The sequence below is a fragment of the Brumimicrobium aurantiacum genome (assembly GCF_003402975.1).
Lineage (GTDB): Bacteria > Bacteroidota > Bacteroidia > Flavobacteriales_D > Crocinitomicaceae > Brumimicrobium > Brumimicrobium aurantiacum.
Genome location: NZ_QURB01000011.1, coordinates 12,797 through 35,158, shown reverse-complemented (window position 1 = coordinate 35,158; position 22,362 = coordinate 12,797). Strand labels below are relative to the sequence as shown.

The 22,362-nt window shown below is 33.6% G+C and carries 21 protein-coding genes and 2 tRNA genes; 18 read left to right on the top strand and 5 right to left on the bottom strand.

Annotated elements, in window-relative coordinates; genetic code table 11:
- Positions 1-47: 47 nt before the first annotated feature.
- Positions 48-896 carry a peptide chain release factor N(5)-glutamine methyltransferase gene (gene prmC / locus DXU93_RS14195; RefSeq protein WP_116881968.1) on the bottom strand — a complete coding sequence of 283 codons (849 nt, stop codon included), beginning with the start codon at positions 894-896 and terminating at the stop codon, positions 48-50.
- 110 nt (positions 897-1,006) lie between these two features.
- On the opposite strand from prmC, the gene DXU93_RS14190 reads away from it, so the two are divergent.
- From DXU93_RS14190 to DXU93_RS14175, 4 genes are all read left to right on the top strand, one after another.
- Positions 1,007-1,849, top strand: coding sequence for a transketolase (locus DXU93_RS14190; RefSeq protein ID WP_116881967.1), 843 nt, complete (start codon positions 1,007-1,009; stop codon positions 1,847-1,849).
- Between the two features lie 68 nt (positions 1,850-1,917).
- The gene (locus tag DXU93_RS14185; RefSeq protein ID WP_116881966.1) at positions 1,918-3,270 is read left to right on the top strand and encodes a vWA domain-containing protein; all 1,353 of its coding nucleotides are present in this window, start codon (positions 1,918-1,920) and stop codon (positions 3,268-3,270) included.
- Positions 3,270-4,226 (top strand): transketolase family protein, encoded by a 957-nt coding sequence (locus DXU93_RS14180; RefSeq protein WP_116881965.1) that lies wholly within the window; start codon positions 3,270-3,272, stop codon positions 4,224-4,226. Before DXU93_RS14185 ends, DXU93_RS14180 begins: the two co-directional genes overlap by 1 nt.
- Before the next feature lie 7 nt (positions 4,227-4,233).
- A complete protein-coding gene (locus DXU93_RS14175; protein ID WP_116881964.1) occupies positions 4,234-5,436 on the top strand; it encodes an aspartate aminotransferase family protein in 1,203 nt (400 codons plus the stop codon).
- 55 nt (positions 5,437-5,491) lie between these two features.
- Here DXU93_RS14175 and DXU93_RS14170 read toward each other — a convergent pair whose 3' ends face one another.
- Complete coding sequence (locus DXU93_RS14170; RefSeq protein ID WP_116881963.1) at positions 5,492-6,187, bottom strand: Crp/Fnr family transcriptional regulator; 696 nt, start codon at positions 6,185-6,187, stop codon at positions 5,492-5,494.
- Positions 6,188-6,684: 497 nt separating this feature from the next.
- Here DXU93_RS14170 and DXU93_RS14165 point away from each other — a divergent pair, with 497 nt between their 5' ends.
- Positions 6,685-7,101, top strand: coding sequence for a hypothetical protein (locus DXU93_RS14165; RefSeq protein WP_116881962.1), 417 nt, complete (start codon positions 6,685-6,687; stop codon positions 7,099-7,101).
- 11 nt (positions 7,102-7,112) lie between these two features.
- Complete coding sequence (locus tag DXU93_RS14160; RefSeq protein ID WP_116881961.1) at positions 7,113-9,161, top strand: PKD domain-containing protein; 2,049 nt, start codon at positions 7,113-7,115, stop codon at positions 9,159-9,161.
- A 131-nt stretch (positions 9,162-9,292) separates the two neighbouring features.
- Here the strand turns inward: DXU93_RS14160 and DXU93_RS14155 are convergent, their stop codons facing one another.
- Complete coding sequence (locus DXU93_RS14155; RefSeq protein WP_240623470.1) at positions 9,293-10,237, bottom strand: glycosyltransferase family 9 protein; 945 nt, start codon at positions 10,235-10,237, stop codon at positions 9,293-9,295.
- Positions 10,238-10,615: 378 nt separating this feature from the next.
- Between DXU93_RS14155 and proC the strand changes: the two genes are divergently transcribed.
- The 4 genes from proC to DXU93_RS14135 all read left to right on the top strand — a co-directional run bounded on the left by proC (position 10,616) and on the right by DXU93_RS14135 (position 14,186).
- On the top strand, positions 10,616-11,425 hold the full coding sequence (gene proC / locus DXU93_RS14150) for a pyrroline-5-carboxylate reductase (protein ID WP_116881959.1): 810 nt from the start codon (positions 10,616-10,618) through the stop codon (positions 11,423-11,425).
- A gap of 55 nt (positions 11,426-11,480) precedes the next feature.
- The gene (proB, locus tag DXU93_RS14145) at positions 11,481-12,254 is read left to right on the top strand and encodes a glutamate 5-kinase (protein ID WP_116881958.1); all 774 of its coding nucleotides are present in this window, start codon (positions 11,481-11,483) and stop codon (positions 12,252-12,254) included.
- Positions 12,255-12,297: 43 nt separating this feature from the next.
- Positions 12,298-13,497, top strand: a complete 1,200-nt coding sequence (locus DXU93_RS14140; RefSeq protein ID WP_240623469.1) for a glutamate-5-semialdehyde dehydrogenase — start codon at positions 12,298-12,300, stop codon at positions 13,495-13,497.
- Between the two features lie 302 nt (positions 13,498-13,799).
- Complete coding sequence (locus DXU93_RS14135; protein ID WP_116881956.1) at positions 13,800-14,186, top strand: hypothetical protein; 387 nt, start codon at positions 13,800-13,802, stop codon at positions 14,184-14,186.
- A 7-nt stretch (positions 14,187-14,193) separates the two neighbouring features.
- Here the strand turns inward: DXU93_RS14135 and DXU93_RS14130 are convergent, their stop codons facing one another.
- Positions 14,194-14,706, bottom strand: coding sequence for a shikimate kinase (locus tag DXU93_RS14130; protein ID WP_116881955.1), 513 nt, complete (start codon positions 14,704-14,706; stop codon positions 14,194-14,196).
- Between the two features lie 290 nt (positions 14,707-14,996).
- Here DXU93_RS14130 and DXU93_RS14125 point away from each other — a divergent pair.
- The 4 genes from DXU93_RS14125 to DXU93_RS14105 all read left to right on the top strand — a co-directional run bounded on the left by DXU93_RS14125 (position 14,997) and on the right by DXU93_RS14105 (position 18,588).
- A tRNA-Lys gene (locus DXU93_RS14125) sits at positions 14,997-15,072 on the top strand.
- Positions 15,073-15,125: 53 nt separating this feature from the next.
- A tRNA-Lys gene (locus DXU93_RS14120) sits at positions 15,126-15,198 on the top strand.
- Positions 15,199-15,652: 454 nt separating this feature from the next.
- On the top strand, positions 15,653-16,930 hold the full coding sequence (locus DXU93_RS14110) for a site-specific integrase (RefSeq protein ID WP_116881953.1): 1,278 nt from the start codon (positions 15,653-15,655) through the stop codon (positions 16,928-16,930).
- Positions 16,931-17,097: 167 nt separating this feature from the next.
- Complete coding sequence (locus tag DXU93_RS14105; protein ID WP_116881952.1) at positions 17,098-18,588, top strand: hypothetical protein; 1,491 nt, start codon at positions 17,098-17,100, stop codon at positions 18,586-18,588.
- A gap of 1 nt (position 18,589) precedes the next feature.
- On the opposite strand, the gene DXU93_RS14100 is transcribed toward DXU93_RS14105, so the two are convergent.
- Entirely contained in the window at positions 18,590-18,790 is a 201-nt protein-coding gene (locus DXU93_RS14100; protein WP_116881951.1) for a hypothetical protein, read from the bottom strand.
- Positions 18,791-19,490: 700 nt separating this feature from the next.
- Here DXU93_RS14100 and DXU93_RS14095 point away from each other — a divergent pair.
- The 4 genes from DXU93_RS14095 to DXU93_RS14080 all read left to right on the top strand — a co-directional run bounded on the left by DXU93_RS14095 (position 19,491) and on the right by DXU93_RS14080 (position 22,318).
- Positions 19,491-19,775: a helix-turn-helix domain-containing protein gene (locus tag DXU93_RS14095; protein ID WP_116881950.1), complete on the top strand. Its 285-nt coding sequence runs from the start codon at positions 19,491-19,493 to the stop codon at positions 19,773-19,775.
- A 2-nt stretch (positions 19,776-19,777) separates the two neighbouring features.
- Positions 19,778-20,608, top strand: a complete 831-nt coding sequence (locus tag DXU93_RS14090) for a transcriptional regulator (protein WP_240623468.1) — start codon at positions 19,778-19,780, stop codon at positions 20,606-20,608.
- Positions 20,609-20,688: 80 nt separating this feature from the next.
- A complete protein-coding gene (locus DXU93_RS14085; RefSeq protein ID WP_116881949.1) occupies positions 20,689-21,315 on the top strand; it encodes a P-loop NTPase family protein in 627 nt (208 codons plus the stop codon).
- A 73-nt stretch (positions 21,316-21,388) separates the two neighbouring features.
- Positions 21,389-22,318, top strand: coding sequence for a peptidoglycan recognition protein family protein (locus DXU93_RS14080; RefSeq protein WP_116881948.1), 930 nt, complete (start codon positions 21,389-21,391; stop codon positions 22,316-22,318).
- Positions 22,319-22,362: the final 44 nt, after the last annotated feature.

Here is a 22,362-nt window from a genome sequence, read left to right as displayed (position 1 = left end):
TTGATGTGGGGTAATGATTATTGAATAAATATATTAAAGCTATAAAATTAAAATTGTGCGTGAATCATTCTATCTTTTCCTTGCAAATCTTTCCTTATTTCAACTTGAGAAAAACCATTTGAAATTAATAATTTTTCTACATCTTTTGCCATCTCTTCATGAACTTCAAAAAATAAACTTCCTTTAGGAACTAAATGCGTTTTGGCATAAAGTGTAATCGCTCTATAAAAAAGTAAGGGATTATCGTTGGGAACAAATAATGCTGTATCAGGTTCATAATCGACAACATGATCATTCATTTCGTCTTTTTCTTCGATAGGAATATATGGTGGATTAGATACAATAACATCCCATTTATACCTTGAATAAGCTTCTAATTTTAATGCATTGGCAAAATCAAATTTCACATCTAGTTTCAATTGTTCAGCGTTTTCCCTTGCCAAATCAATTGCATTCTGAATAACATCCACCCCAAAAACATTACTTTTTGGAATTTCGTCCTTTACGGTTAAAGCGATACAACCAGACCCCGTTCCTACATCTAATAATTTTGGACTATCATATTTCCACATTTTAGAAATCCATAAAGCAAGCTCCTCGGTTTCTGGACGTGGAATTAAAGCCCTTGAATCAACTTTTAATTTTAAATCGTTAAAATACATATGACCTAAAACATATTGTACAGGCTTACCACTGTTAATTTTTTCAATTGCTTTTTCCAATTTTTGTACAACATCTTCTGCTACTTCTTGTTTCCGATTCAACAAAAGATCTGTCCCATCTTGGTTCATGTAATGCATCATGAACATTTTGGAAATATGTCTTTTTTCTCTATCACTAAATACATCGTTTAGTTTTTCACCAAAACGATTCATCATTTCGTTAACAGTATACATCGCATTCTAGATTTTGTGTAAAAGTAGTAATAAATTAAGGGCTATATCTACTTAAATATTCTAAATTAGGCTTAGTTTTGTAATTCAAAATTAATTTGTCACAATTAGCTATGGAAATTGAAAAAATGGAGCAATACGCTTCACAAACGAGAAGAGATATTGTAAGAATGGTTGCCGCTGTAAGTTCAGGACACCCAGGAGGTTCATTAGGATGTGCCGATTTTTTTACAGTAATGTACCACAAAATCATGAAACACAATCCTGAGAAATTCACAATGGATGGAAAAGGAGAAGATTTGTTTTTCCTTTCAAATGGACACATTTCGCCGGTTTGGTATAGTACTTTAGCCCGCGCAAATTACTTTCCAGTATCAGAATTGGCTACTTTTAGAAAATTAAATTCTCGTTTACAAGGACACCCAAGTGTAGACCATCACCTACCAGGAATAAGAGCCGCTTCTGGTTCACTAGGACAAGGTTTATCTATGGCCATTGGTGCAGCCGAAACGAAAAAACTTAATAAGGATGATCGTTTTGTTTATGTTTTAATGGGAGATGGTGAATTGCAAGAAGGTCAAATTTGGGAAGCAGCAATGTATGCAGCAGCAAAAAATGTAGACAATATAATTGCGTCAGTAGACTACAATGGTAGACAAATTGATGGAGATGTTGAAGACGTTCTTTCTTTAGGTGACTTAAAACAGAAGTGGCAAGCTTTTGGTTGGGAAACATTAGTTGTTGATGGACACAATATGGAAGAACTTATTACTACCTATGAAAAAGCTCAATCTTTATCAGGAAAAGGAAAACCTGTAATGGTATTGTTAAAAACTGAAATGGGGCAAGGTGTTGATTTCATGACAGGAACACACAAATGGCATGGAGCAGCTCCAAATGCTGAACAATTAGAAAATGCTTTAAGTCAATTGGAAGAAACTTTAGGAGATTACTAAACTGATCGAAAAAAGTTTCAGGGAATTAAAACAAAACGAGAAGTTTTGAAAACGATAAGCAGTTGAGAATGAAAAAAATTATACTTGCATTATTCATTAGTCTTGCTGGATATTCTTATTCACAAGAAGAATTAACGCGTATACTTTTTGTACTCGATGCTTCAAACTCCATGAATAAAAAATGGGGAAACGAGGCCAGATTTACAACTGCAAAACGAATTATTTCTAATTCTGTTGATAGTTTAAGAGGTGTTCCAAACCTAGAAATTGCTTTACGAGTATATGGACATCAATCACCGATAACTGCAAATTACCAAGATTGCGCAGACACCAAATTGGAGGTTCCATTTGCTGCAAATAATCACACAGCAGTTTTAAATAAACTGAAAACCATACGCGCTAAAGGAACCACTCCAATAGCACGTTCATTGGAACAAGCCGCAAGTGATTTTCCAGATAAATCATCTAGAAACGTAATTATTTTAATTACTGATGGTGTAGAAGCATGTGATGACGAACCCTGTGTAATAGCTGACAAACTTAGAGCCAAAGGTGTAACGATTAGTCCTTTTGTAATTGGTTTAGGGATGGACATGTCATATTTATCACATTTTGATTGCTACGGTAATTATAAATCTGCAGAAGACCCTGTGTCATTTGAAGCTGTTTTAAAAAATGTGGTCAACAAAGCATTGGTCAACACAACAGTTCAAATCAATTTAAACACGGTTGGTGGTCAACCTTTAGAAACTGATGTAACCATGTTTTTATATGAAGCAGGAACTCAAAACCTCAGATATACATATAAGCATACCTTAAATGAAGAAGGGTTGCCCGATACACTGATTTTAGACCCATCAACTGAATATGACTTATATGTTAAAACATTACCCGAACAAGTAAAGAAAGGAATAAAAATACATAGAAATACCCACAACACTATTGAATTACCAGCTCCTCAAGGAAGGGTGAAAATTGAATTCAAACAACCTACCCGATATAATTTCGTGGACAGTCGCGTAATGCAAATCAATAGTGAAAAGACTTTAAATGTTCAGAAGATTGATGAGTTACAACAATACATTGTAGGAAAATACAAAGTTGAAATATTAACATTACCGAGAAGGTACAAGACCATTGAGGTTACGCAAAGTAGAACAACAACAGTTTCTGTTGAAGCTCCTGGAGTTGTTAATTTCAATGCCTATAAAGTTGTCACAGGACAAATATTTGAAATTAAAGCAAGTAATCAATTTGAATGGGTTTGTGACCTTAGTGAAGATAGCACTAAAAACACTTTTATATTACAACCTGGTAAATACAAGGTTGTTTATAGACAGAAAAGTCTGAAATCAACAAATTATTCAAAACAACAAGATTTCAGTGTATATACGAACAAAACAGTAACGATAAATTTATAATGGAAAAGAATATCAAAATTTTAGGCGAAAAAGACACACGTTCTGGATTTGGAGAAGGCTTACATGAATTAGGTAAATCTCATCCAAATGTAGTTGCATTATGTGCAGATTTGACAGGATCATTAAAAATGAATGCTTTTGAAAATGACTTTTCAGAACGATTTTTTCAAGTAGGAATTTCTGAAGCAAATATGATTAGTATGGCGGCAGGAATGACCATTGGTGGAAAGGTGCCTTATACTGGTACTTTTGCAAACTTTTCTACAGGTAGAGTTTATGACCAAATCAGACAATCTGTTGCTTACTCAGGCAAAAATGTTAAGATTTGTGCATCTCACGCTGGTTTAACATTGGGAGAAGATGGAGCTACACACCAGATTTTAGAAGATATTGGAATGATGAAAATGTTACCTAATATGACGGTGATTGTTCCAGCTGATTTCAATCAAACAAAACAAGCTACAAAAGCTATTGCTGATTTAGATAGTCCTGTTTACTTACGTTTTGGTCGTCCTAAAGTTCCAATTTTTGTTGCTGATGATGCAGAGTTTGTAATCGGTAAAGCAGATACTATTTTCGAAGGGAAAGATGTTTCTATCATTGCATGTGGACACATGGTTTACAAAGCAATTGAAGCCGCTCAAGAATTAGCTAAAGAAGGAATTGATGCTGAAGTAATCAACATGCATACCATTAAACCTATCGATGCTAAGGCTATTTTAGCAACCGCAAAAAAAACTGGTTGTGTCGTTACTGCTGAAGAACACATGATCAATGGAGGATTAGGTGATTCAGTTGCACAAATTTTAAGTAGAAACACGCCTACTCCACAGGAATATGTTGGAGTAAATGATACATTTGGTGAAAGTGCTACACCTGCAGAATTAATGACAAAATACAACATCGATACAGCTGATGTAATTGCTGCCGCGAAGAAAGCGATTTCAAGAAAATAATTTTCCCATGAGTATTTTATCTGCTGAAGAAAAGTTTAAAAACCTTCAAGGTCAAACTTCGCCTTTTCCATTTTTAATTGATGTTGATTACGCTAAAGGAAGCTATATTTACGATAAAAATGGAAAGGCTTATTTGGATATGATTGCTGGAGTGGCTGTGAACAATATTGGACACAATCACCCTGAAGTGGTACAAGCCTTAAAAACTCAAATCGACAGGCATTTGCACGTAATGGTGTATGGAGAATTCATTCAAGATGCACCCTTAGAAATGGCTGAACGATTGGTTGAGATGTTACCTGAGCAGCTAAACTCTGTTTACGCTGTAAACTCGGGAACAGAAGCCAATGAAGCCGCAATAAAACTAGCAAAACGAATCACTGGAAGAAGAGAAATCATTTCCTGTTTCGGTGCATATCACGGTAGTACAAATGGGAGTTTAAGCCTTTCAAGTAACGCAGTAAAGAAGAATCCATTCGAACCTTTACTTCCAGAGGTCAATCACATTCGTCATAATTCAATCGAAGATTTATCGAAAATCACAGAACAAACTGCAGGTGTTTTTATTGAAACGATTCAAGGAGACGCAGGAGTTAGACAAGCTTCTACTAATTACCTAAAAGCATTAAAAGCGCGCTGTGAGGAAACTGGAGCACAATTAATATATGACGAAGTACAATGTGGATTAGGTAGATCTGGATTAAATTTCGCCTTTGAACACTCGGGAGTCGTACCTGATATTCTTACTCTTGGAAAAGCCTTAGGCGGAGGAATGCCCATAGGTGCTTTAGTGAGTCATAAGGAAAAAATGGACCTATTTAGTCACGACCCTATTCTGGGGCATATCACTACATTTGGAGGACACCCAGTGGTTTGTGCCGCTGCCGCAGCAGGATTAAAGGTTTTATCTGAAATTGATTATCAGCAGATAGAATTAATTGGTCAACAAATCGAAGATGAGCTACTAAAATTAGAGGAAGTAAAAGCAATACGTAGGGTTGGTTATATGTTTGCCTTTGATATGGAAAGCCCAGAATTGGTTAATCAAATCGTTACAGGTTGCTTAGAAAAAGGACTACTCTCTTTTTGGTTTTTATCTCATCCTGATAGTTTCAGATTGAGTCCACCTTTAACTTTAAGTAAAGAAGAAGCTGATATCGCAATTGCGATTGTTAAAGAAGTAATCATTGGTATTCGACAATTAAAATAATGAAAGTTTAAAACAAAAAAATCCGTCTAATGACGGATTTTTTGTTGATAAAAGATTAGTTCAAAAGTTTATCATCTCTGACTAAAATCGAATTTCTTTCAAGATGAATCACTCCCTCATGTTTCAATTCATTTAATATTGTTGTAACTTTCTGTCTAGAAATCCCCGTATAATCAGCAATTTCTTGATGTGTTAAATTGTGTTTAATCAACATTTCATATCCCACAGCTTTTCCAACATCTATAGACATTTCTCTAAGAAAGTCAATAATTCTTTCTTTAGATTTTTTAAGCATCACAGATTCCAATCGATCATTTAATTTTTTAAAATTAGATAAAACAGTATTGATAACTTTTGTATGTAACTCTTGATTTCTTTCAAAAAGTGCTTTAAGTTCACCTATTGGTAAAGCTAAGACTTCAGTTTCCTTATCCATGACTACAGCATAATCAAGATAATGGCTATAAGCTTCTCCATTCAAAGCTGAATGTTCTCCATAGTAATCACCTGGATATAAAATTCTTTTTAAACATGATTTATCCGGACTTATTTTATTTATAATTTTCACTCTACCTTTAGCAACAAAGTAAATGTTATGAATTGGATCCCCCAATTCGAATAAGAACTCCTTCTTTTTAACGTAAAGCGGACTTAAAATGCTTGTCAAGGTTAATTTCTGATCAGCAGACAAATCTTCAAAAAGTTCAATTTTATTAACCAAGTTTAAATTCGCATTTTTATCGTTTACCATATTATAATTTGTTATTGTTTATTTTTTTTTATTGTAAGAATCTAGTAATTAAAACAGTGATTTTCCAAATTAGTTCAGAAAAACATAATTTTAGAGGTAATTTTGATAAGTTTAGATGGCTTTTTACAGAAAAGTATCCATGAAATGTTACCTAACATACTAAAACGTTTCAAAAATCATGTAGTTGTGAATTTTAATTCGAATTGTTTAAAAAGGTATTTTTAGCGTGTTAAATGTAAACTTTATCGATCAAATAGTTACCTACCTCAAAATCAACACTTCTAATTAAACCTAAAATTCTAAAACATCTTTTTTCGATTGCTTAAGAAAAAATGAAATCATTTTATTTTAGAATAATTTATAATTCTATGCAACCAATATAGAAAGAAATAAGTCTAACCAACAGGATAGGGTTAATAAATAGTTTACAATGAACAAAACGGAAAATCCCTTTTATTTAACTTTACCTAGAATATTAATTATAAAATAAATAACTCATGAACAAGTTGCTAACACTTTCGATTATGATTCTATTTTCCTTAGGATTAAACGCCCAACAACCTGTAATTTCAGATACAGACGGTAAACTTCAATATGAAGCTATTGTAAAAGACAAGAAAGACAAGAAAAACGATGTGTTTTTTAAATTCTATGAAGTTAAGGTTAAAAACATTTCAAACGAAACGGTGACATTTACACCTGTTTTAAATTACATCAACAACAATGGTCAAGCTGTTAACTCTTCAAATCATGATGGTGTAAAACCAATTACTTTAGCTCCAGGTGAATCTATTGGTGGGCATCAAGAAAATACACCGGGATTATATTTATTCAAAGAGTTTATGGTTGGAAATAGCGGTAAAAAAGCTTCTGACGCATCTAATTCATTGAAGTCAATTACAATTAACTATTAAAACATAGAACTATGAAGATATTAATTACACTTTTACTTATCACAGTATCATTTTGGTCGTATTCACAATGTACTGTGACTATTGAAACGCAATCAGACTCTTTAGACTGTGGGGATTGTTTTGATTTAACAGCTGTTGGGGTTGCTCAAGATACATTACTAGGAGAAGACTTTAACTCTGGTGCATTAGGACCAGGTTGGTTTACTTCTCAAACGCTAATGTATACCAACCCTTGTGGACCAACTCCAGATGGTACCCCAGCTGGATGGTTTGGTGATCAACAAGCACACCCAAGAGAATTAGAAACAAATGACTATGATTTGAGTTGTGGTGGTGACATTTGTTTCGAAATGAAATATGCAACTCAAGGTGGTAGTGGTAGTTGTGAAGGACCTGATTTAACAGGTGAAGGTGTAGACCTTCAATACTCTATCGACGGTGGTGTAACATGGGTAAGTATTCATTATGAAGCAGTACTAAACAACGGAACAGATCCAATCCAAACTCAATGGACTCAGTATTGTCATACTATTCCAGCTGCTGCGATGACAACTTCAACACGTTTCAGATGGATTCAAACAGGTACTAGTGGTGCTGGAAATGACCACTGGGGACTTGATAACATTGCTGTATTAGGAACTATTTGTGGTACTTATTACTATGACTGGAACGTTGATGGAACAACAGATCCTGCAGACACAAATGATTGTATTATTCAAAATGTTCAAACTTACGACGTAGTATTTACTGATGGTATTTCTGATTCTTGTTTTGCAAGTATTGACATGTATGGTGTAATTGATCCAAACCTTCCAAATGATACTTCATTCTGTGGATTGATTGATACTGCAATCGTATCTAATCCTATTGGAGGATCGGGAGATTATGACTATGTATGGAACAATGGTGATACAGATAGTATTTATGAAGGTCCTACAATCGGAAACTATTATGTTGATATTGTTGATGTCAACTATCCTGGCTGTACTGCTAGTGATTCGATTTTATTCCAAAACTATCCTTTTGCAGATGTTGATTTTGATGCATCTCCTTTATGTCAAGGATCATTAACAAACTTTACTGACATGTCTACACTTCCTCCTGGATTCAATATTGACAATTGGAGTTGGAATTTTGATAACCAAGGAAATACATCTACAGACCAAAACCCAAGTTACGAATTTACTGGTGTTGGTACTTATAATGTAAAACTAACTGTTGAAACAGAATTTGGATGTGTTACTGATACAACAATCGAATTGTTTATCGAGCCTTCTCCGTATGCAAACTTTACTTACCCTCCAGTTTGTCAAGGTGAAGAAATTCAATTTACAAATACTTCAATTGGTAACTTTGTGAACTCAAAATGGTTCTTTGAAACTGGAACAGATACTGTATACTCTACAGATGCTAGTTATACGTTCCCTTCTAGTGGAACTTTCGATGTAACTTTAACTATTGAAGACGCTAATGGTGATTGTACAAATACTAATACAATACCTGTAACAGTTCTACCTGCTCCAGATGTTTCATTTGTTGCAGATCCAATTTCTGGCGAACCAGTACTTGATGTATCATTCTTCAATGATCCAAGTAACCTTGTAAGTAATTATTGGGATTTTGCAGATGGAAATAATACGACAGAATTGAATGATACAATATTCCATTCATTTACCGATGCTGGTGTTTACACAGTAACTCACACAGGTGTTGATGCAAACGGATGTACGAACACTTATTCAACGGATATTTTTGTTGATTTTCCAGAAGTTCAATTTGAAATTCCAAACATTGTTACGCCAAATAACGATGGAGTTAACGACGGATTCTACATCAATTATAAAGCAGCATATGAAACAATTACAGAGTTTGAGATTAATATCTTAAACAGATGGGGTACTTCTCTTAGAACTTATAATGAACCAGACTTTGTTTGGGATGGTAAGTCTAAGTCAGGAACCCAAGTAGCGGATGGAACTTATTTCTATAAGATTACATTCAAAACTTTAAAAGGAAAAACATACAATGAACATGGATTTGTTCAAGTGGTGAATAACTAATCCACTAAAAATTTCAAAAAAAGGGACTTCGACTGAAGTCCCTTTTTTTATGCATTGAATTTTGAACACAATAATAACCTATCCAACTGAAAGTAGATTAATATCTTTAAATGAAAATATTCTAGTGAATTTTAAGCGATGCTTTCTTCATTAATTACGATCGATTTCCCACATTTAAAATGGCCTAATGGACATTTAGTAAATCCATGATTACCGCATGGTCTGCAATCAAGACCTAAAGGAGTTTCAATTACCTTTGCATCATCTGCTAAAGGTCCAAAGCCGAATTTAGGAACAGTTGAACAAAAGAAAGCACGTGTTGGTGCATTCATCGCAGAAGCAATATGTAAAGGACCGGAATCATTAACATAATTCATTGTAGCATCTTTCATTAAGGCAGCACTTTGCATTAAAGTAAGTTTTCCGGCTAGATTATGCACCCCTCCAGGAAACTCTTTTTGAATGTCATCACATAAATCATGATCATCTGGACCTCCAAGTAATTTAACCTCTCCTTTTTGAAGTAACAAATTTATCAATTCAGTCCACCCTGATGCTGGTAGTTTCTTGGTTGCCCAAACTGAGGCCGGTGCTAAACAGAAATATGTTTCAGATTTATAATCTTCCACAAGTTCCATGTCATTACTCGAAGGAAAGAGTTCTGGTCTAACTAATTTTTGAGCACCATGATGAGCAATTAAACTCAAATTTCTTTCCACTTCATGATTTTCACCCTCTAAAGAATGTTTAACAGTTTTAGTATACATTGATCGAAATGCATTTTTATCGAATCCGATTCGCCTTTTCGTTTTCGCAAATAGAGTAACTAAACCTGCATTGGTATATCGTTGAAGCGTTATAACTTCATCGTATATAACTTTCCGAATATTTTTAATATTGCGCAATAGACTTCTATACTTCCCTCCTTTTTTATCCCAAATAAATATTTTATTGATTTTAGAATTATTTATGAGGAGAGATTCGTTTCCTTTACGCACCAATACATCAATTCTTGCTTCTGGATAAATCCTTTTCAATTCAGCTACAATGGGTGTGGCTAAAATAACATCTCCCAAAAAGGCAGTTTGTATAATCAGAAAATTTTGCACGTCCCAAATATAGTAAAGAAGGATCTAAAACGATCGAGGAAACATTTCTTTTCAACGTGCAATTGAAAAATAATGTTATTTCCAAAAAATGTAACTAATGATGCAGCAACTAATTCATAATATTTATTATCTTATTAGCTAAATAGATTTGAGCAATTTTTGTTGATATGACAAATTATCATGTTAGATTGACACTGGCGCCAAAACAACTGTATATCAGACATATACAAGTAATTAAATAGTAATTTGGTTTGGTTTAAAAGTTAAATATTGAAATAATAGAGAATAGAACAATTGTTGCACAATTCTTAAAAGTTTAGAAAATTAAATAAATAAATAAAATACATGAAAGTATTAGTAATCGGTGGTGGTAATATGGGACTCACCTACTCAGAAGGAATGTCAAGATCACCATTGTTGAACAAAAGAAAGTTAATGATTCAGGATTTAAGTCCAGAAACCCTTTCTAATTTAAGAGAGAATCCTGATTTTGATGTGTATGACAAAATTGAAGATTGTTTGCCACAAGCAGACATTATTTTCGTTGCTGTTAAGCCTTATCATTGCGTTGAGCTATTTGAGGTAATGAAAGATATGGTTAATGATCAGCAAATAATTGTTTCATTAATGGCAGGAGTAACCATTGATTTCATAAAAGATCACTTGGGGATATCTAAAGTAGTAAGAACAATGCCTAATTTACCGGCAAAGGTTGGAAAAGGAATTACCTCTTTTACAGAATCTCATGAAGTTTCTCGCGTAGAATTATTAATGGTTAGAAACCTTCTTGACACTACAGGAACTTCGATCCATGTTGAAACTGAAAAATTCATTGATAAATCTACAGGGATTTCTGGAAGTGGACCAGCATACGTTTTCTATTTTATGAATTCAATGTTGGAGGCTGCTAAAAATATGGGATTCTCTGATAACGACTCAAGAGTATTAGTGAGTTCAACATTTGAAGGAGCTGTCACATTGTTTAATGAATCAAATATTTCACCTCAAAAATGGATGGACAGGGTTGCTTCTAAAGGGGGAACAACTCAAGCAGCATTAGATTCAATGGAAGACAACAATGTTGAAGAGCTTATTAAAGAGGCCGCATACGCAGCATTTAATAGAGCTGTGGAATTGGGTAACGATCCTGAATAATAAACAACGTAGTAAAAACAATTCAAATTATATATTAATAAATACAAATTAAGTTTTGCGTAAATTCAAAAAAAGAGTAGTAATAAAAGTAGGTACAAACGTAATGACCAACACTAGCAATCGCATTGTTGGACCGATTTTAAAAAATCTGGTTCGTCAAATCGCCTATTTATATGAACGTGATATCATCACGATTTTAGTTTCTTCTGGTTCTGCGATTGCAGGGAAGGAAGTTTTAGGAGATTGTTCAGCAACTGATCCAACAACAAGAAGACAAGTATTTTCATCTGTTGGTCAGCCACGATTGATGCGCCATTATTATTCCATGTTTCATGATTTTGGAATGCGATGTGCTCAAGTTTTGGCTACTAAGCGCGATTTTGCTCCAGGTCAATATCGTGACAATATGATCAATTGTTATGAAGCTTTATTAGCAGAGGAAATTATTCCGATTGCAAATGAAGATGATGCAGTATCATTAACCACATCTATGTTTACAGACAATGATGAATTGGCCAGTTTGGTTGCCGAACTTGTAGATGCTGATATGTTAATCATGCTTACTGATACTGATGGTCTATACACAGGACATCCAGATGATGATGACTCTGAGTTACTTCACCATGTAGAAGGAGATCAAGACGTTGAAAAATATGTACAAACATCTGAAAAAGGTGAAGGAGAAGGCCGTGGAGGAATGGGGTCTAAACTAAGGATTGCCAAATCTACAGCCAATAAAGAAATCCCTACTTACATTGCCAATGGTAAAGAAGACAATATTATTATAGACATTTTAGAAGGTAAAACAGTAGGTACGAAATTCGTCTAACCTACATACAATTACAAACTTATTTAAATATACAACCACAAACATGAAATTTTTAGATACAGAAACAAAAAACAATGTACTACAATCGATGATAAATATTATCGATAAGAAGAGAGATGAAATCTTAGCTGAAAACAAAAAGGATCTTGATGCATTTGAAAGAGATGACCAAGCTTTATACGATCGATTAGTTGTTAATCAGGGAAAAATAGATGGAATGATTACAGCTATTCGTCAGGTAAAGGGTCAAGATGATCCTGTAGGAAAGAAAATTTCTGAATTAAAACTTGACAATGGTTTAGAGGTCATCAACAAAACAGATCCATTCGGTACAATTATGATTATATACGAATCAAGGCCGGATGTAACCATAGAAGCAGCAGTTTTGGCTTTTAAAGCCAACAACAAAATATTATTAAAAGGTGGACGAGAGGCTTACAACAGTAACAAAGTTTTGGTAAAATGTTGGCATGAAGCACTTCAACAAAACAATCTTGATAAAGATTGGATTAAAATGCTAGAAATGAACAGGGATGAAACCCAGGAATTCTTAAGAAACCCGACAGAGAAATTAGATTTAATCGTTCCTCGAGGAGGAGAAAGGTTAATTGATTTTGTAAAACAACATGCTAAATGTGCAGTTTTGATATCAGGAAGGGGAAATAATTTTATGTACATTTCACCGGAGGCAGATTGGAACAAAACAATTAAAGTTTTACTCAATGCCAAAACAGATAAAACATCTGCTTGTAACGCATTGGATAACATTTTAATTGATAAGAATATTCCAAATTATGAGGAGAAATTAAAAGACCTAAAATCAATCCTTACTGAAAAAGGTGTTGAAATCATAGTTGACAATAAAACGAAAAAAGTATTGTCTGACCTTGAGGAAATGGAAAGTGTAAAGGTTTGGAAAGAAGAATTCCTTGCCATGAAGATATTGATAGGTACTGCAGAAGATTCAAAAGAAGCCATTGAGTTAATTAATGAGCACTCAGGAAAACACTCTGCTATTATCATGACTGAGGATAAAAATGATGCTATAGCATTTATGGAGCAAATTGACAGTGCTGCAGTATATCAAAACGCTTCTTCACGATTTACGGATGGTGGAGCAATGGGTGTTGGTGCAGAGCTAGCAATTAGTACAGATAAACTACACCATAGAGGACCATTAGGGTTAAAACAATTGACAACCAATAAGTATTACGTATTTGGAGATGGTCAAACAAGAGATTAAGTTCGATTAATTTCTAACTTTTAGTGTAAGCCACAAGGAATATTAGAAAATGTTCTTTGTGGCTTTTTTATCGTTGTTAAAATAGAATTCTTCATTTTAACATTAGTTATTTCCGGAGTTATAAAGGATAAAAAAGTCTTTTTCTCACATCTACTCAACACTTTAAACAAGTTATTCACGTATCTAACTCCGTAATTCATCATTTTATATAAAACCAAAAATACAATTTTAAGCGAAAGCTATGCACACTTTTTAATATTAAATTATATATTTGCTTAAGCAACTATTTAGAAAAACTTTATATGACAAATGAAAAGATATACGTTAGTGATATCGCTAAAATCGAATTTAAAGATGATGGCATATTTCATTATGTTCTAAAGCCTAGCGACAAAACTTATGACCTTCAGGAAGTATTAAATCAGAAATTATTTTTCGATAAACTTACAGGTGGAAAGAGATATAAACTACTGATAGATACTAGACAAACATTAGCAATTGAAACAGATGAATCATTTGAAAACCACATCAATAACTTAGAATTAAACCCTAATATTTTTGCCTTAGTTTATAATTCTCTACCTATGCAAATCTCATTACGTCGTTTATTCTCCAAAAATGTACCCAATAAGAAGTATTTTAAGGACTATGATGAAGCTTACAAGTGGCTAAAGGATTATGAATTATAAAAGTTAGCTATAAATTTAATTCCTCAACCAAATTCTCAACACTTTGTCTATCTCTTAAAAAAACAAATCGTGCTTGATTATAGTACATTTCTCTCTCGTTAAGCTTATTTTCTATAAACAACAACAATTCCTCATCGTTTAACTCTTTTAAAAGAGGCCTATTCCCCTTACCGTTTACCAAACGATGATAAAGTTCCTTTGGCGGTCGTTTCAAATAACATGTCACACCACTTTTATTCATCAATTCCATGTTTCCATTAAAACAAGGCAACCCACCTCCTACTGATATAATTGCATTATTTTCTTCACTGATGATACTTTCTAGCATCTTGGTTTCTTCTTTTCTAAAAGTAGTCTCACCATATTTATTAAAAAATTCATTAATTGAAATTTTAAACTTGCTTTCGATTTTTTGATCTATATCTACGAAGGTATATTCAAGCTTTTTGGCGATTTTTTTTCCAAGAGTAGTTTTACCTACTCCCATAAATCCAATTAGAAAAACTAAGTTTTTTTGCATAACTCCAAATATATAGAAAGTAAAGGTTATTTGAACACCTAATACAGGTTACATTTGAATGAGAAGTACAATTCTTAAAATAGAGTAATATTCACCTGAAGATAAAAAAATGAAAATAATATGAATTGATTAGAGCTTATAAATCAGTGAGTTTAAAATAAAACCAAAAAATTATTAAAAAAAATCACGTTTCAGGCTTGTTAGTTTAAATAAACCCACTATATTTGCACCCGCGTTAGCGATATAATTTAAAAAACAAAAACAACGGTTTTTGTAAATAGAAATAACATGATTCCGTAGCTCAGCTGGTAGAGCATTACACTTTTAATGTAAGGGTCCTGAGTTCGAACCTCAGCGGGATCACCAATCAAAAATCATTTCTAATCAATTTGATTTTTATTTTTTTTTGAAATATTTACGATTCCGTAGCTCAGCTGGTAGAGCATTACACTTTTAATGTAAGGGTCCTGAGTTCGAACCTCAGCGGGATCACAAAAAGCCTCTCATTCGAGAGGCTTTTTTTGTTATACACCTCCAAATCCTATGAAAAACCCCGTAAACAGGGCGTTTTCCAATTTACCACAAAAGCAATCAAAATCAATTAAACACATAAATCTCGTGGTCTATGTGGTGGTCAAAATTTGTAATAAATTTAGACCACCAGATTTTAAGTTAAAAAGTGATTTTTTACCTGAATTTAAGAGTGATTTTTTGATCATTTAGAATCCAATTCTAAACCTCAAAAAATTAGTACTTCAAAAACACCAAAATTCAACACAATCATTTTACAACTGGTGGTCAACTGGTGGTCAAAAACGGTCCTCAAGAATACTTGACCACCAAAGTCACCAAATCTCAATTATACCATTGGGTACAAAGGGAATAAATAACTTAAATTCTTTAGCTGAATGAACCATTAATTTGGAAACATTTAAAATTTATAGTTATGAGTAGAAACCAAAAATTTAACGTGCATTTCTTCCTTAATAAAAGAAGAAAAAAAGATGGAAAAACACAGTTGTATATCCGTATTTTTATTGACCAAAAAAGAGCTGAAATTGCAACCACTTATTATGTCCCAATTTCATCCTGGAATGAAAATAAACGTGAAGTCAAAAATTCATATGCAAAAGCAACTTTTATTAATGGGTATATTAATAGAACTATTAACGAGATAACTCAAATATTCATTAAGGAATCATCTCAACGTGATGCCATTTCAAGTGTTGAATTAAAAGATATTTATCTGGGGAAGCAGAATGGAGAAATTCAATTAAAAACAATTCTCGAAGCCTTCAACTATCACAACACTAGAATGGAGGAAGAAGTAAAGATTGGAAAAGTTGTAAAGAAAACTCACGCACGATACATCATTACCAAAAACAAAGTTCGCTCTTTTATGAAAAAGCAATACAAAGTCAAAGATATGCCACTCCCCGATCTTCGTTTACGCTTTGTTACAGAGTTCGAACACTACCTTCTAACTAAAGAGAATTTACAAGTAAACACTGCACATAAATACATCAAGAATCTCAAGAAGATTATGAACATGGCAGTTGGACTTGACTGGATTCCATCAAATCCCTTTAATAATTTCCGTTGCAGTTACACTCCTCCAAAAAGGGAGGTTCTTACCCAAGAGGAATTAAACAAATTAATGTCGAAGAAAATATCTATTGAACGACTTGAAGAAGTCCGAGACGTATTCATCTTTTGCTGTTACACTGGTTTTTCATATTCTGATATTCACAACTTTGAATACGATGCAGTAACAACAGGAATTGATGGTGAAGCATGGCTATCAACAGAAAGACAAAAAACGGGAACAAAAGAAAGTGTTCCCTTGCTTCCAGTCGCTCTAGAAATCATCAATAAGTACAGAGAGAATGAACATTGTATTTCAAGCAACAAACTTCTACCTGTAAACAGTAACCAATGTTATAATGCATACCTAAAAGAGCTTGCAGACATTTGTGGAATAGAAAAACGTATAACTTCACATATTGCTCGTCATACCTTCGCTACAACCGTCACGCTTGCCAATGGTGTACCTATTGAGACCGTGAGCAAAATGTTGGGTCACTCTTCCATTCGTACAACCCAAGTCTACGCTAAAGTAATTGAGCAAAAGGTATCAGAAGATATGCTAAACCTTAAAGACAAATTATTTGGAGAAAAAGCAGAACCTCCAAAAAAAGACAACCAAAAGTCTATTACCGGATAAAACTTCAACTTAAACACCAGGCTAAGCTTGGTGTTTTTTTTATATGCTGTAAAACTCCATTCGTCTAAACGACAAATCTCAATTTGTCTAATTAATAAAATATTTTTAAATTCAAATCCTTAAATTAAGTATGATTTACTTTTTTTTAGTCATGAAACACGCTAGATATGCAAGATTTATTCAACAAAATCATTTCATATCATGATCTTATTAATGGTGACTTAACCCCGAATAAATTAAGGCCTACTGCTATTGCTAATTTTTTAAAATCGGAACAGCTCACATGTAAGGACATGATAGTTGGGCACTACAGAGGACACAAAGTTGTTAGTCAAATAAAAGTATCTTCTGCCAATCCTATTGCTCACAAATTCTATACAAACAAGAATTCTATTCAGCACCAAGTATATTTTAATTCTAAATACCAAGGCATTCTCGAATCAATAAATAATACTGCTTTTAAAAGTATGACAATACTTGAAAAAATAGTCTATGAAACACCAATTTCAATGCCTACTGTAACAGACTGGAATGAAATTGAAAACGACCGCTTGAGGTATTGTTATTTCAATCAACTTCTTGAAAATTTAAAAACCGAACATATTTACGAGATCAGACAGATCACTTTGATTGATGATGAAGAAACTTGTAAAAAGAAAATCTCAAAACTTCACAGATTGCTTAATAGCTTTTTGATTGAATTAACTGATCGCTATAAAATTAAACAAGCTGATTTAACACTTCAACTTAAGCACGAATACACCAACAGAGATTGCGCAATTCTAATCTATATTTCCATCGTTGAAATATTGGATCATACTTATAAGTCTTTCAAAAGGTATTTGGACCTTAGTTTAAACATTCCGTTTTCATCAAAACTCATTAACAATACAAACTTCATTACTAAAACGAGGCTGATTGAAAGAAAGCTTAATGCGCTAACAGTTGATGAAGAATTGAAAGATATACTAAATGCTGAACTGAAGAATATTCTAAAATTTCAAAACACCAAAAGAATTTCTTACAATGATTATCAATATTATACTGTTGTATTTAAGTCTTTGAAACGTTTTTTCCTCAAAAGGAAAATTAAAGAACTTGATCAAGAAAAAATTGTGACCTACCTTATCTCCATTAACTTTAAAAACAAATCATTTTTTGACTACCTAATAGAATCTATTATTTCTGCTTCTAATGATTTTGAAGAACTTGAAGAAAGAAATAATTTTCTACAGGTAAAGACGAAAGAATTTGAACAATTAAAAGTCTTAACCTCTGGTGATCAAGAAAATTGTAGTCTAATAAATAAACTTCTAAATTGGTTAGCATTAGAAATTAAACACATTGAATCTGATATCATTTCCAAACAAAACCAATTAAATGAATTCAATACCGACTCAATAAAATTAATAAGTACACTCAACATTAATGAAATCGCACTTTTATTTCGATTGCTAAACGAATTAGACATCTTTGAACCTGAAAAGAGAGTTAGGGTTGCTGCTTGGATCAAGCAATCAATTACAAACAAAGACAATCGAATCTATTCTCAATCAAGTCTTAGGAATAATATGTATAATCCTTCTACTGCAAGTATTGACAGAATCAAGAAATTTGCTATCGAATTAAAAAGGACCATTGATAGGCTTGACGAATGAATTAATTTAAAGGATAATTTCCGTGAACAATTGCTTTAGTTTCTTTTAATTCTTCTGTCCATCCTTCCATTTGAGACAACTCACTCTCGTCCTTTGAGAGCAATTCCTCAATAGTTTTGATGTCATAATATACCATGAAGATAATAAGCTTATCTACCTGAGACATTGTTAACGGATACTTAAGTAATTCTACTTTTAACATGATTTCTTATTGTAGTAATGTAGCATGAGCCCAGTCCTGCAGCATTCTGGGCACCTCCAAATGCCCTCTCCTCATACATTCTTGAGCCCATGCCATAGCAGGGCGTCAAGACTATTTATGAGGAGATATAAAATTGGAGGTTTTAGAATCCCATAATAGCTTCTACGCTACAATATATTTAATATGTCTATTTTCTTATTCTATATCCTATTCATTTTTTGATTTCACCCTAAAAAGGGCTTTTCATCGTTACAAATCTAAGTCAATTGCCACTATTTTCAAACAAATTTAATGGACAATCACACGTTTTACAAAAACATCAGTGTTTATAGTACTTTCAGAGGGGGTTGCAAGGGGGTTGCAAAAAGTATGATTTTTGGGTAATTATTCAACTCAACTAACTCTCTAAAATACTGATATAATGAATCTTAAAACTCTAAAAGACAAAATGCAACCCCCCTCTAAAAAACCATGCTTTAAAAACCCGATTTTTAATAGGATTTGATTCAATTTAGTGTGTTCTAGTCCCTTTTTTCGTAAAAAAATCCGTTTTTGAAAGTCAAAAATAAATTGAAAAAATATTTTCCTTCTATACCCCCTATAAAGTGGAGGGTTGCACTTCATTCTGCAACCCCTCTGCAACCCAAAAAATCAAAAAACTTTTTTTCTATTTGTAGAGAATCTTAAAAACCAATGTCTTATGAGTATCTCAGTAGTAACAAAAGAAGATCTACAAGAATTAAAAGAGTACATCTCTGAATCAGTAACATCAATTTTAAAAGAACATTTAAGCAACACCGTAGAAGAACCTGATATCGTATTATTAAAATCACATCAAGTTCAACGCATGCTAAAGATCTCTCCAGGTACTTTGCAAAACATGCGCGTAAATGGTACACTTCCGTTCTCTAAAGTTGGAGGTGTCATTTTCTATGACAAGCAGGACATCCTTAACATCATTGAGGACAACAAGCAAAATGTGTAGTCATGGCAGAAGTGAATTACATACACCACATGGAAAATACGTTGGTCAAATTTGCAAATGATCAACGTGTTACTCCGTGGCATATTAGCTTGTACCTATCGCTATTCCAAATATGGAACAGTACTCATTTCAAAAAAGAAATTAGCATACACCGGAATGAATTGATGCATCTCTCCAAAATAGGTTCTGCTAATACATATTCGAAATGTTTAAAACAGTTAAGTGACTGGAAGTATATCAAATACACCCCTTCCAAAAGTCGATTTACAGCTTCAAAAGTTCACATGTACAGATTTGATACAACACGTGATACAACATCTAATACAACACCTGATACATCATGTGATACAACAAGTGATACATCATCTGATAATACATCTGTACCTCTCGTGCGACCTTACACAAACAATATAAAACATATAATAAACTATAACAAACAATATAAAACTAAAGAAGGGGAAGAAAAAAAATCTTCCCCACCTCTATCCAAAAATAAAAAGGATAAATCTTCTTTTCGTAAGGACGAATTGCATTCGTCCGATATGTCAAAAAAAACATCACCCACCAAACGAAAAAAATTCGTTCCTCCAGAACTCAAAGAAGTCAAAACATTTTTTCACGAGAACAAATCTTCCTACCAGGTTGCGGAAATGTTTTTCAATCATTTCGAGTCAAACGGCTGGATGGTCGGTGGTCGTTCAAAAATGAAAAACTGGAAAGCTGCAGCTCGAAACTGGATTTCACGAAACGAACAATACCAAACACAGAACCAAAGTCCGGCACAACAACGTTTGCATGTCAACGAGAACAAAGATTATTCAGAACCATTGTAAAATTTTAGAAGATAAAAAGCTCAAGCTAGAGCGAGATCCGACAGCTGTAGGGATTTATCTCGTTCCAAAAAAAACAAACTATGAAAAAACCATACACAATCAAAAATAGAATGAGACACTTCAAATTCCATGACACTTTGCATTTCCTCCAAAAATTCGGAAAGCAAAAGTATGGCCAACAATTTCGTTTTCACAGCGAGGACATTAAAATTCTTCACAAGCTCATCATTTACATGATCCATGAAGATATACAGTGCAAAAAATATGAAATTGATTTAACCAAAGGAATTTTGCTAACGGGTCCGGTCGGTTGCGGAAAAACCTCATGGATGCATATAATTCAAACCATAATTCTACCCGAACAAAACTTCCAAGTAAAATCCACCAGGGACATTGCATTTGAATTCAACCAAAATGGCTTTGACACCATCCAAACCTATGGAAAAAATAGACAACGCCCCTTATGCCTAGATGATATCGGAGTTGAACAAAACATAAAATTTTACGGAAACGAATGCAACACCATTGCCGAGATTCTATTGCAGCGTTACGACCTTCTGGTGAATCACCAAATCGTCACCCACGCCACAACAAACCTCACAGCAAAAGAAATAGAAAACCTCTATGGAAAACGTGTCCGTTCAAGACTACGAAAAATGTTCAACCTCATCTCCTTCCCACCCGAAACAAAAGACAAACGCAAGTAGGGACGTTTTGCAAAACGTCCAAAAACAGTAAGGACGAATTGCATTCGTCCAAAAATTATAAAATAATTTTTCTATGAAAACATTGAAGCTTAGTTCAAAAGGCCCACTAGTAAAACAACTCCAACTCCTACTCAACATCCTACCCGATGGAATCTTTGGACCCCAAACCCATCAAGCTGTTTTGTTCTTCCAAAAATCACAAAACATAACCGTTGACGGAATCGTAGGACCAGTAACCTGGTCACTACTCTACGACGGTTGGGAAATACTCAATAACCCAAATAATGAAGAAGAAATTTATTCAGAATACTACCTCCCAAACCACGGTTACCACAATCAACCAACAGAAAAAAAACACATTTTCTTGCACCATACAGCAGGTTGGCAAAACCCATATCGCGTAATTGATGACTGGGGAGAAAGACCACACAAAATAGCAACGGAATTTGTTATAGGCGGACAATCCATTCACAATGACAACACAGAACACGATGGAAAAATACTCAAGGCCATACCGAACAATTGTTGGGCTTGGCATCTTGGAATCGGACATCAACCACTCCACAGAGAAAGCATAGGAATTGAATTATGCAGCTTTGGTAGATTAACAAAAGGCTACTTTGAGAAAGAAGAAAACGGAAAACCAAAAATCATTAAAAGAGATAAAAATACATACTTCACTTATGTTGGTCAAGAAGTTAATCCAGAACAAGTTGAAGAACTAAACAAACCATTCAAAGAGTTTTCTTATTACCACAAATACTCTGAGAAGCAAATAAAGGCACTAAAAACACTTCTTCTCCATTTAGCAAACAAACACTCCATCGATATCAGAGAAGGCCTTCCTAACTTCATCAGAAAAGAAGGAGTTAAAGCTTTTGATTTTATTGGAACGAAAAAGTGTATTAATTCTCCTGGTATTTGGTCGCATTCGAACGTAATTAGCTACAAAGATGATATTGCTCCGCAAGAAGGGTTAGTTGAAATGTTGTTGGGATTGTGAAATTCATTTCGACAATAATATATTATATTTGAAACTATACAAAC

Excerpts from the sequence above, each read along its gene's own strand:
- prmC (WP_116881968.1), bottom strand. The coding sequence starts at position 896 with ATGTATACTGTTAACGAAATGATGAATCGTTTTGGTGAAAAACTAAAC.
- DXU93_RS14170 (WP_116881963.1), bottom strand. The coding sequence starts at position 6,187 with ATGGTAAACGATAAAAATGCGAATTTAAACTTGGTTAATAAAATTGAA.
- DXU93_RS14175 (WP_116881964.1), top strand. The coding sequence starts at position 4,234 with ATGAGTATTTTATCTGCTGAAGAAAAGTTTAAAAACCTTCAAGGTCAA.
- DXU93_RS14130 (WP_116881955.1), bottom strand. The coding sequence starts at position 14,706 with ATGCAAAAAAACTTAGTTTTTCTAATTGGATTTATGGGAGTAGGTAAA.
- DXU93_RS14180 (WP_116881965.1), top strand. The coding sequence starts at position 3,270 with ATGGAAAAGAATATCAAAATTTTAGGCGAAAAAGACACACGTTCTGGA.
- DXU93_RS14100 (WP_116881951.1), bottom strand. The coding sequence starts at position 18,790 with ATGTTAAAAGTAGAATTACTTAAGTATCCGTTAACAATGTCTCAGGTA.
- DXU93_RS14165 (WP_116881962.1), top strand. The coding sequence starts at position 6,685 with ATGAACAAGTTGCTAACACTTTCGATTATGATTCTATTTTCCTTAGGA.
- DXU93_RS14080 (WP_116881948.1), top strand. The coding sequence starts at position 21,389 with ATGAAAACATTGAAGCTTAGTTCAAAAGGCCCACTAGTAAAACAACTC.
- DXU93_RS14105 (WP_116881952.1), top strand. The coding sequence starts at position 17,098 with ATGCAAGATTTATTCAACAAAATCATTTCATATCATGATCTTATTAAT.
- DXU93_RS14135 (WP_116881956.1), top strand. The coding sequence starts at position 13,800 with ATGACAAATGAAAAGATATACGTTAGTGATATCGCTAAAATCGAATTT.
- DXU93_RS14185 (WP_116881966.1), top strand. The coding sequence starts at position 1,918 with ATGAAAAAAATTATACTTGCATTATTCATTAGTCTTGCTGGATATTCT.
- DXU93_RS14110 (WP_116881953.1), top strand. The coding sequence starts at position 15,653 with ATGAGTAGAAACCAAAAATTTAACGTGCATTTCTTCCTTAATAAAAGA.
- DXU93_RS14095 (WP_116881950.1), top strand. The coding sequence starts at position 19,491 with ATGAGTATCTCAGTAGTAACAAAAGAAGATCTACAAGAATTAAAAGAG.
- DXU93_RS14085 (WP_116881949.1), top strand. The coding sequence starts at position 20,689 with ATGAAAAAACCATACACAATCAAAAATAGAATGAGACACTTCAAATTC.
- DXU93_RS14090 (WP_240623468.1), top strand. The coding sequence starts at position 19,778 with ATGGCAGAAGTGAATTACATACACCACATGGAAAATACGTTGGTCAAA.
- proC (WP_116881959.1), top strand. The coding sequence starts at position 10,616 with ATGAAAGTATTAGTAATCGGTGGTGGTAATATGGGACTCACCTACTCA.
- DXU93_RS14140 (WP_240623469.1), top strand. The coding sequence starts at position 12,298 with ATGAAATTTTTAGATACAGAAACAAAAAACAATGTACTACAATCGATG.
- DXU93_RS14160 (WP_116881961.1), top strand. The coding sequence starts at position 7,113 with ATGAAGATATTAATTACACTTTTACTTATCACAGTATCATTTTGGTCG.
- DXU93_RS14190 (WP_116881967.1), top strand. The coding sequence starts at position 1,007 with ATGGAAATTGAAAAAATGGAGCAATACGCTTCACAAACGAGAAGAGAT.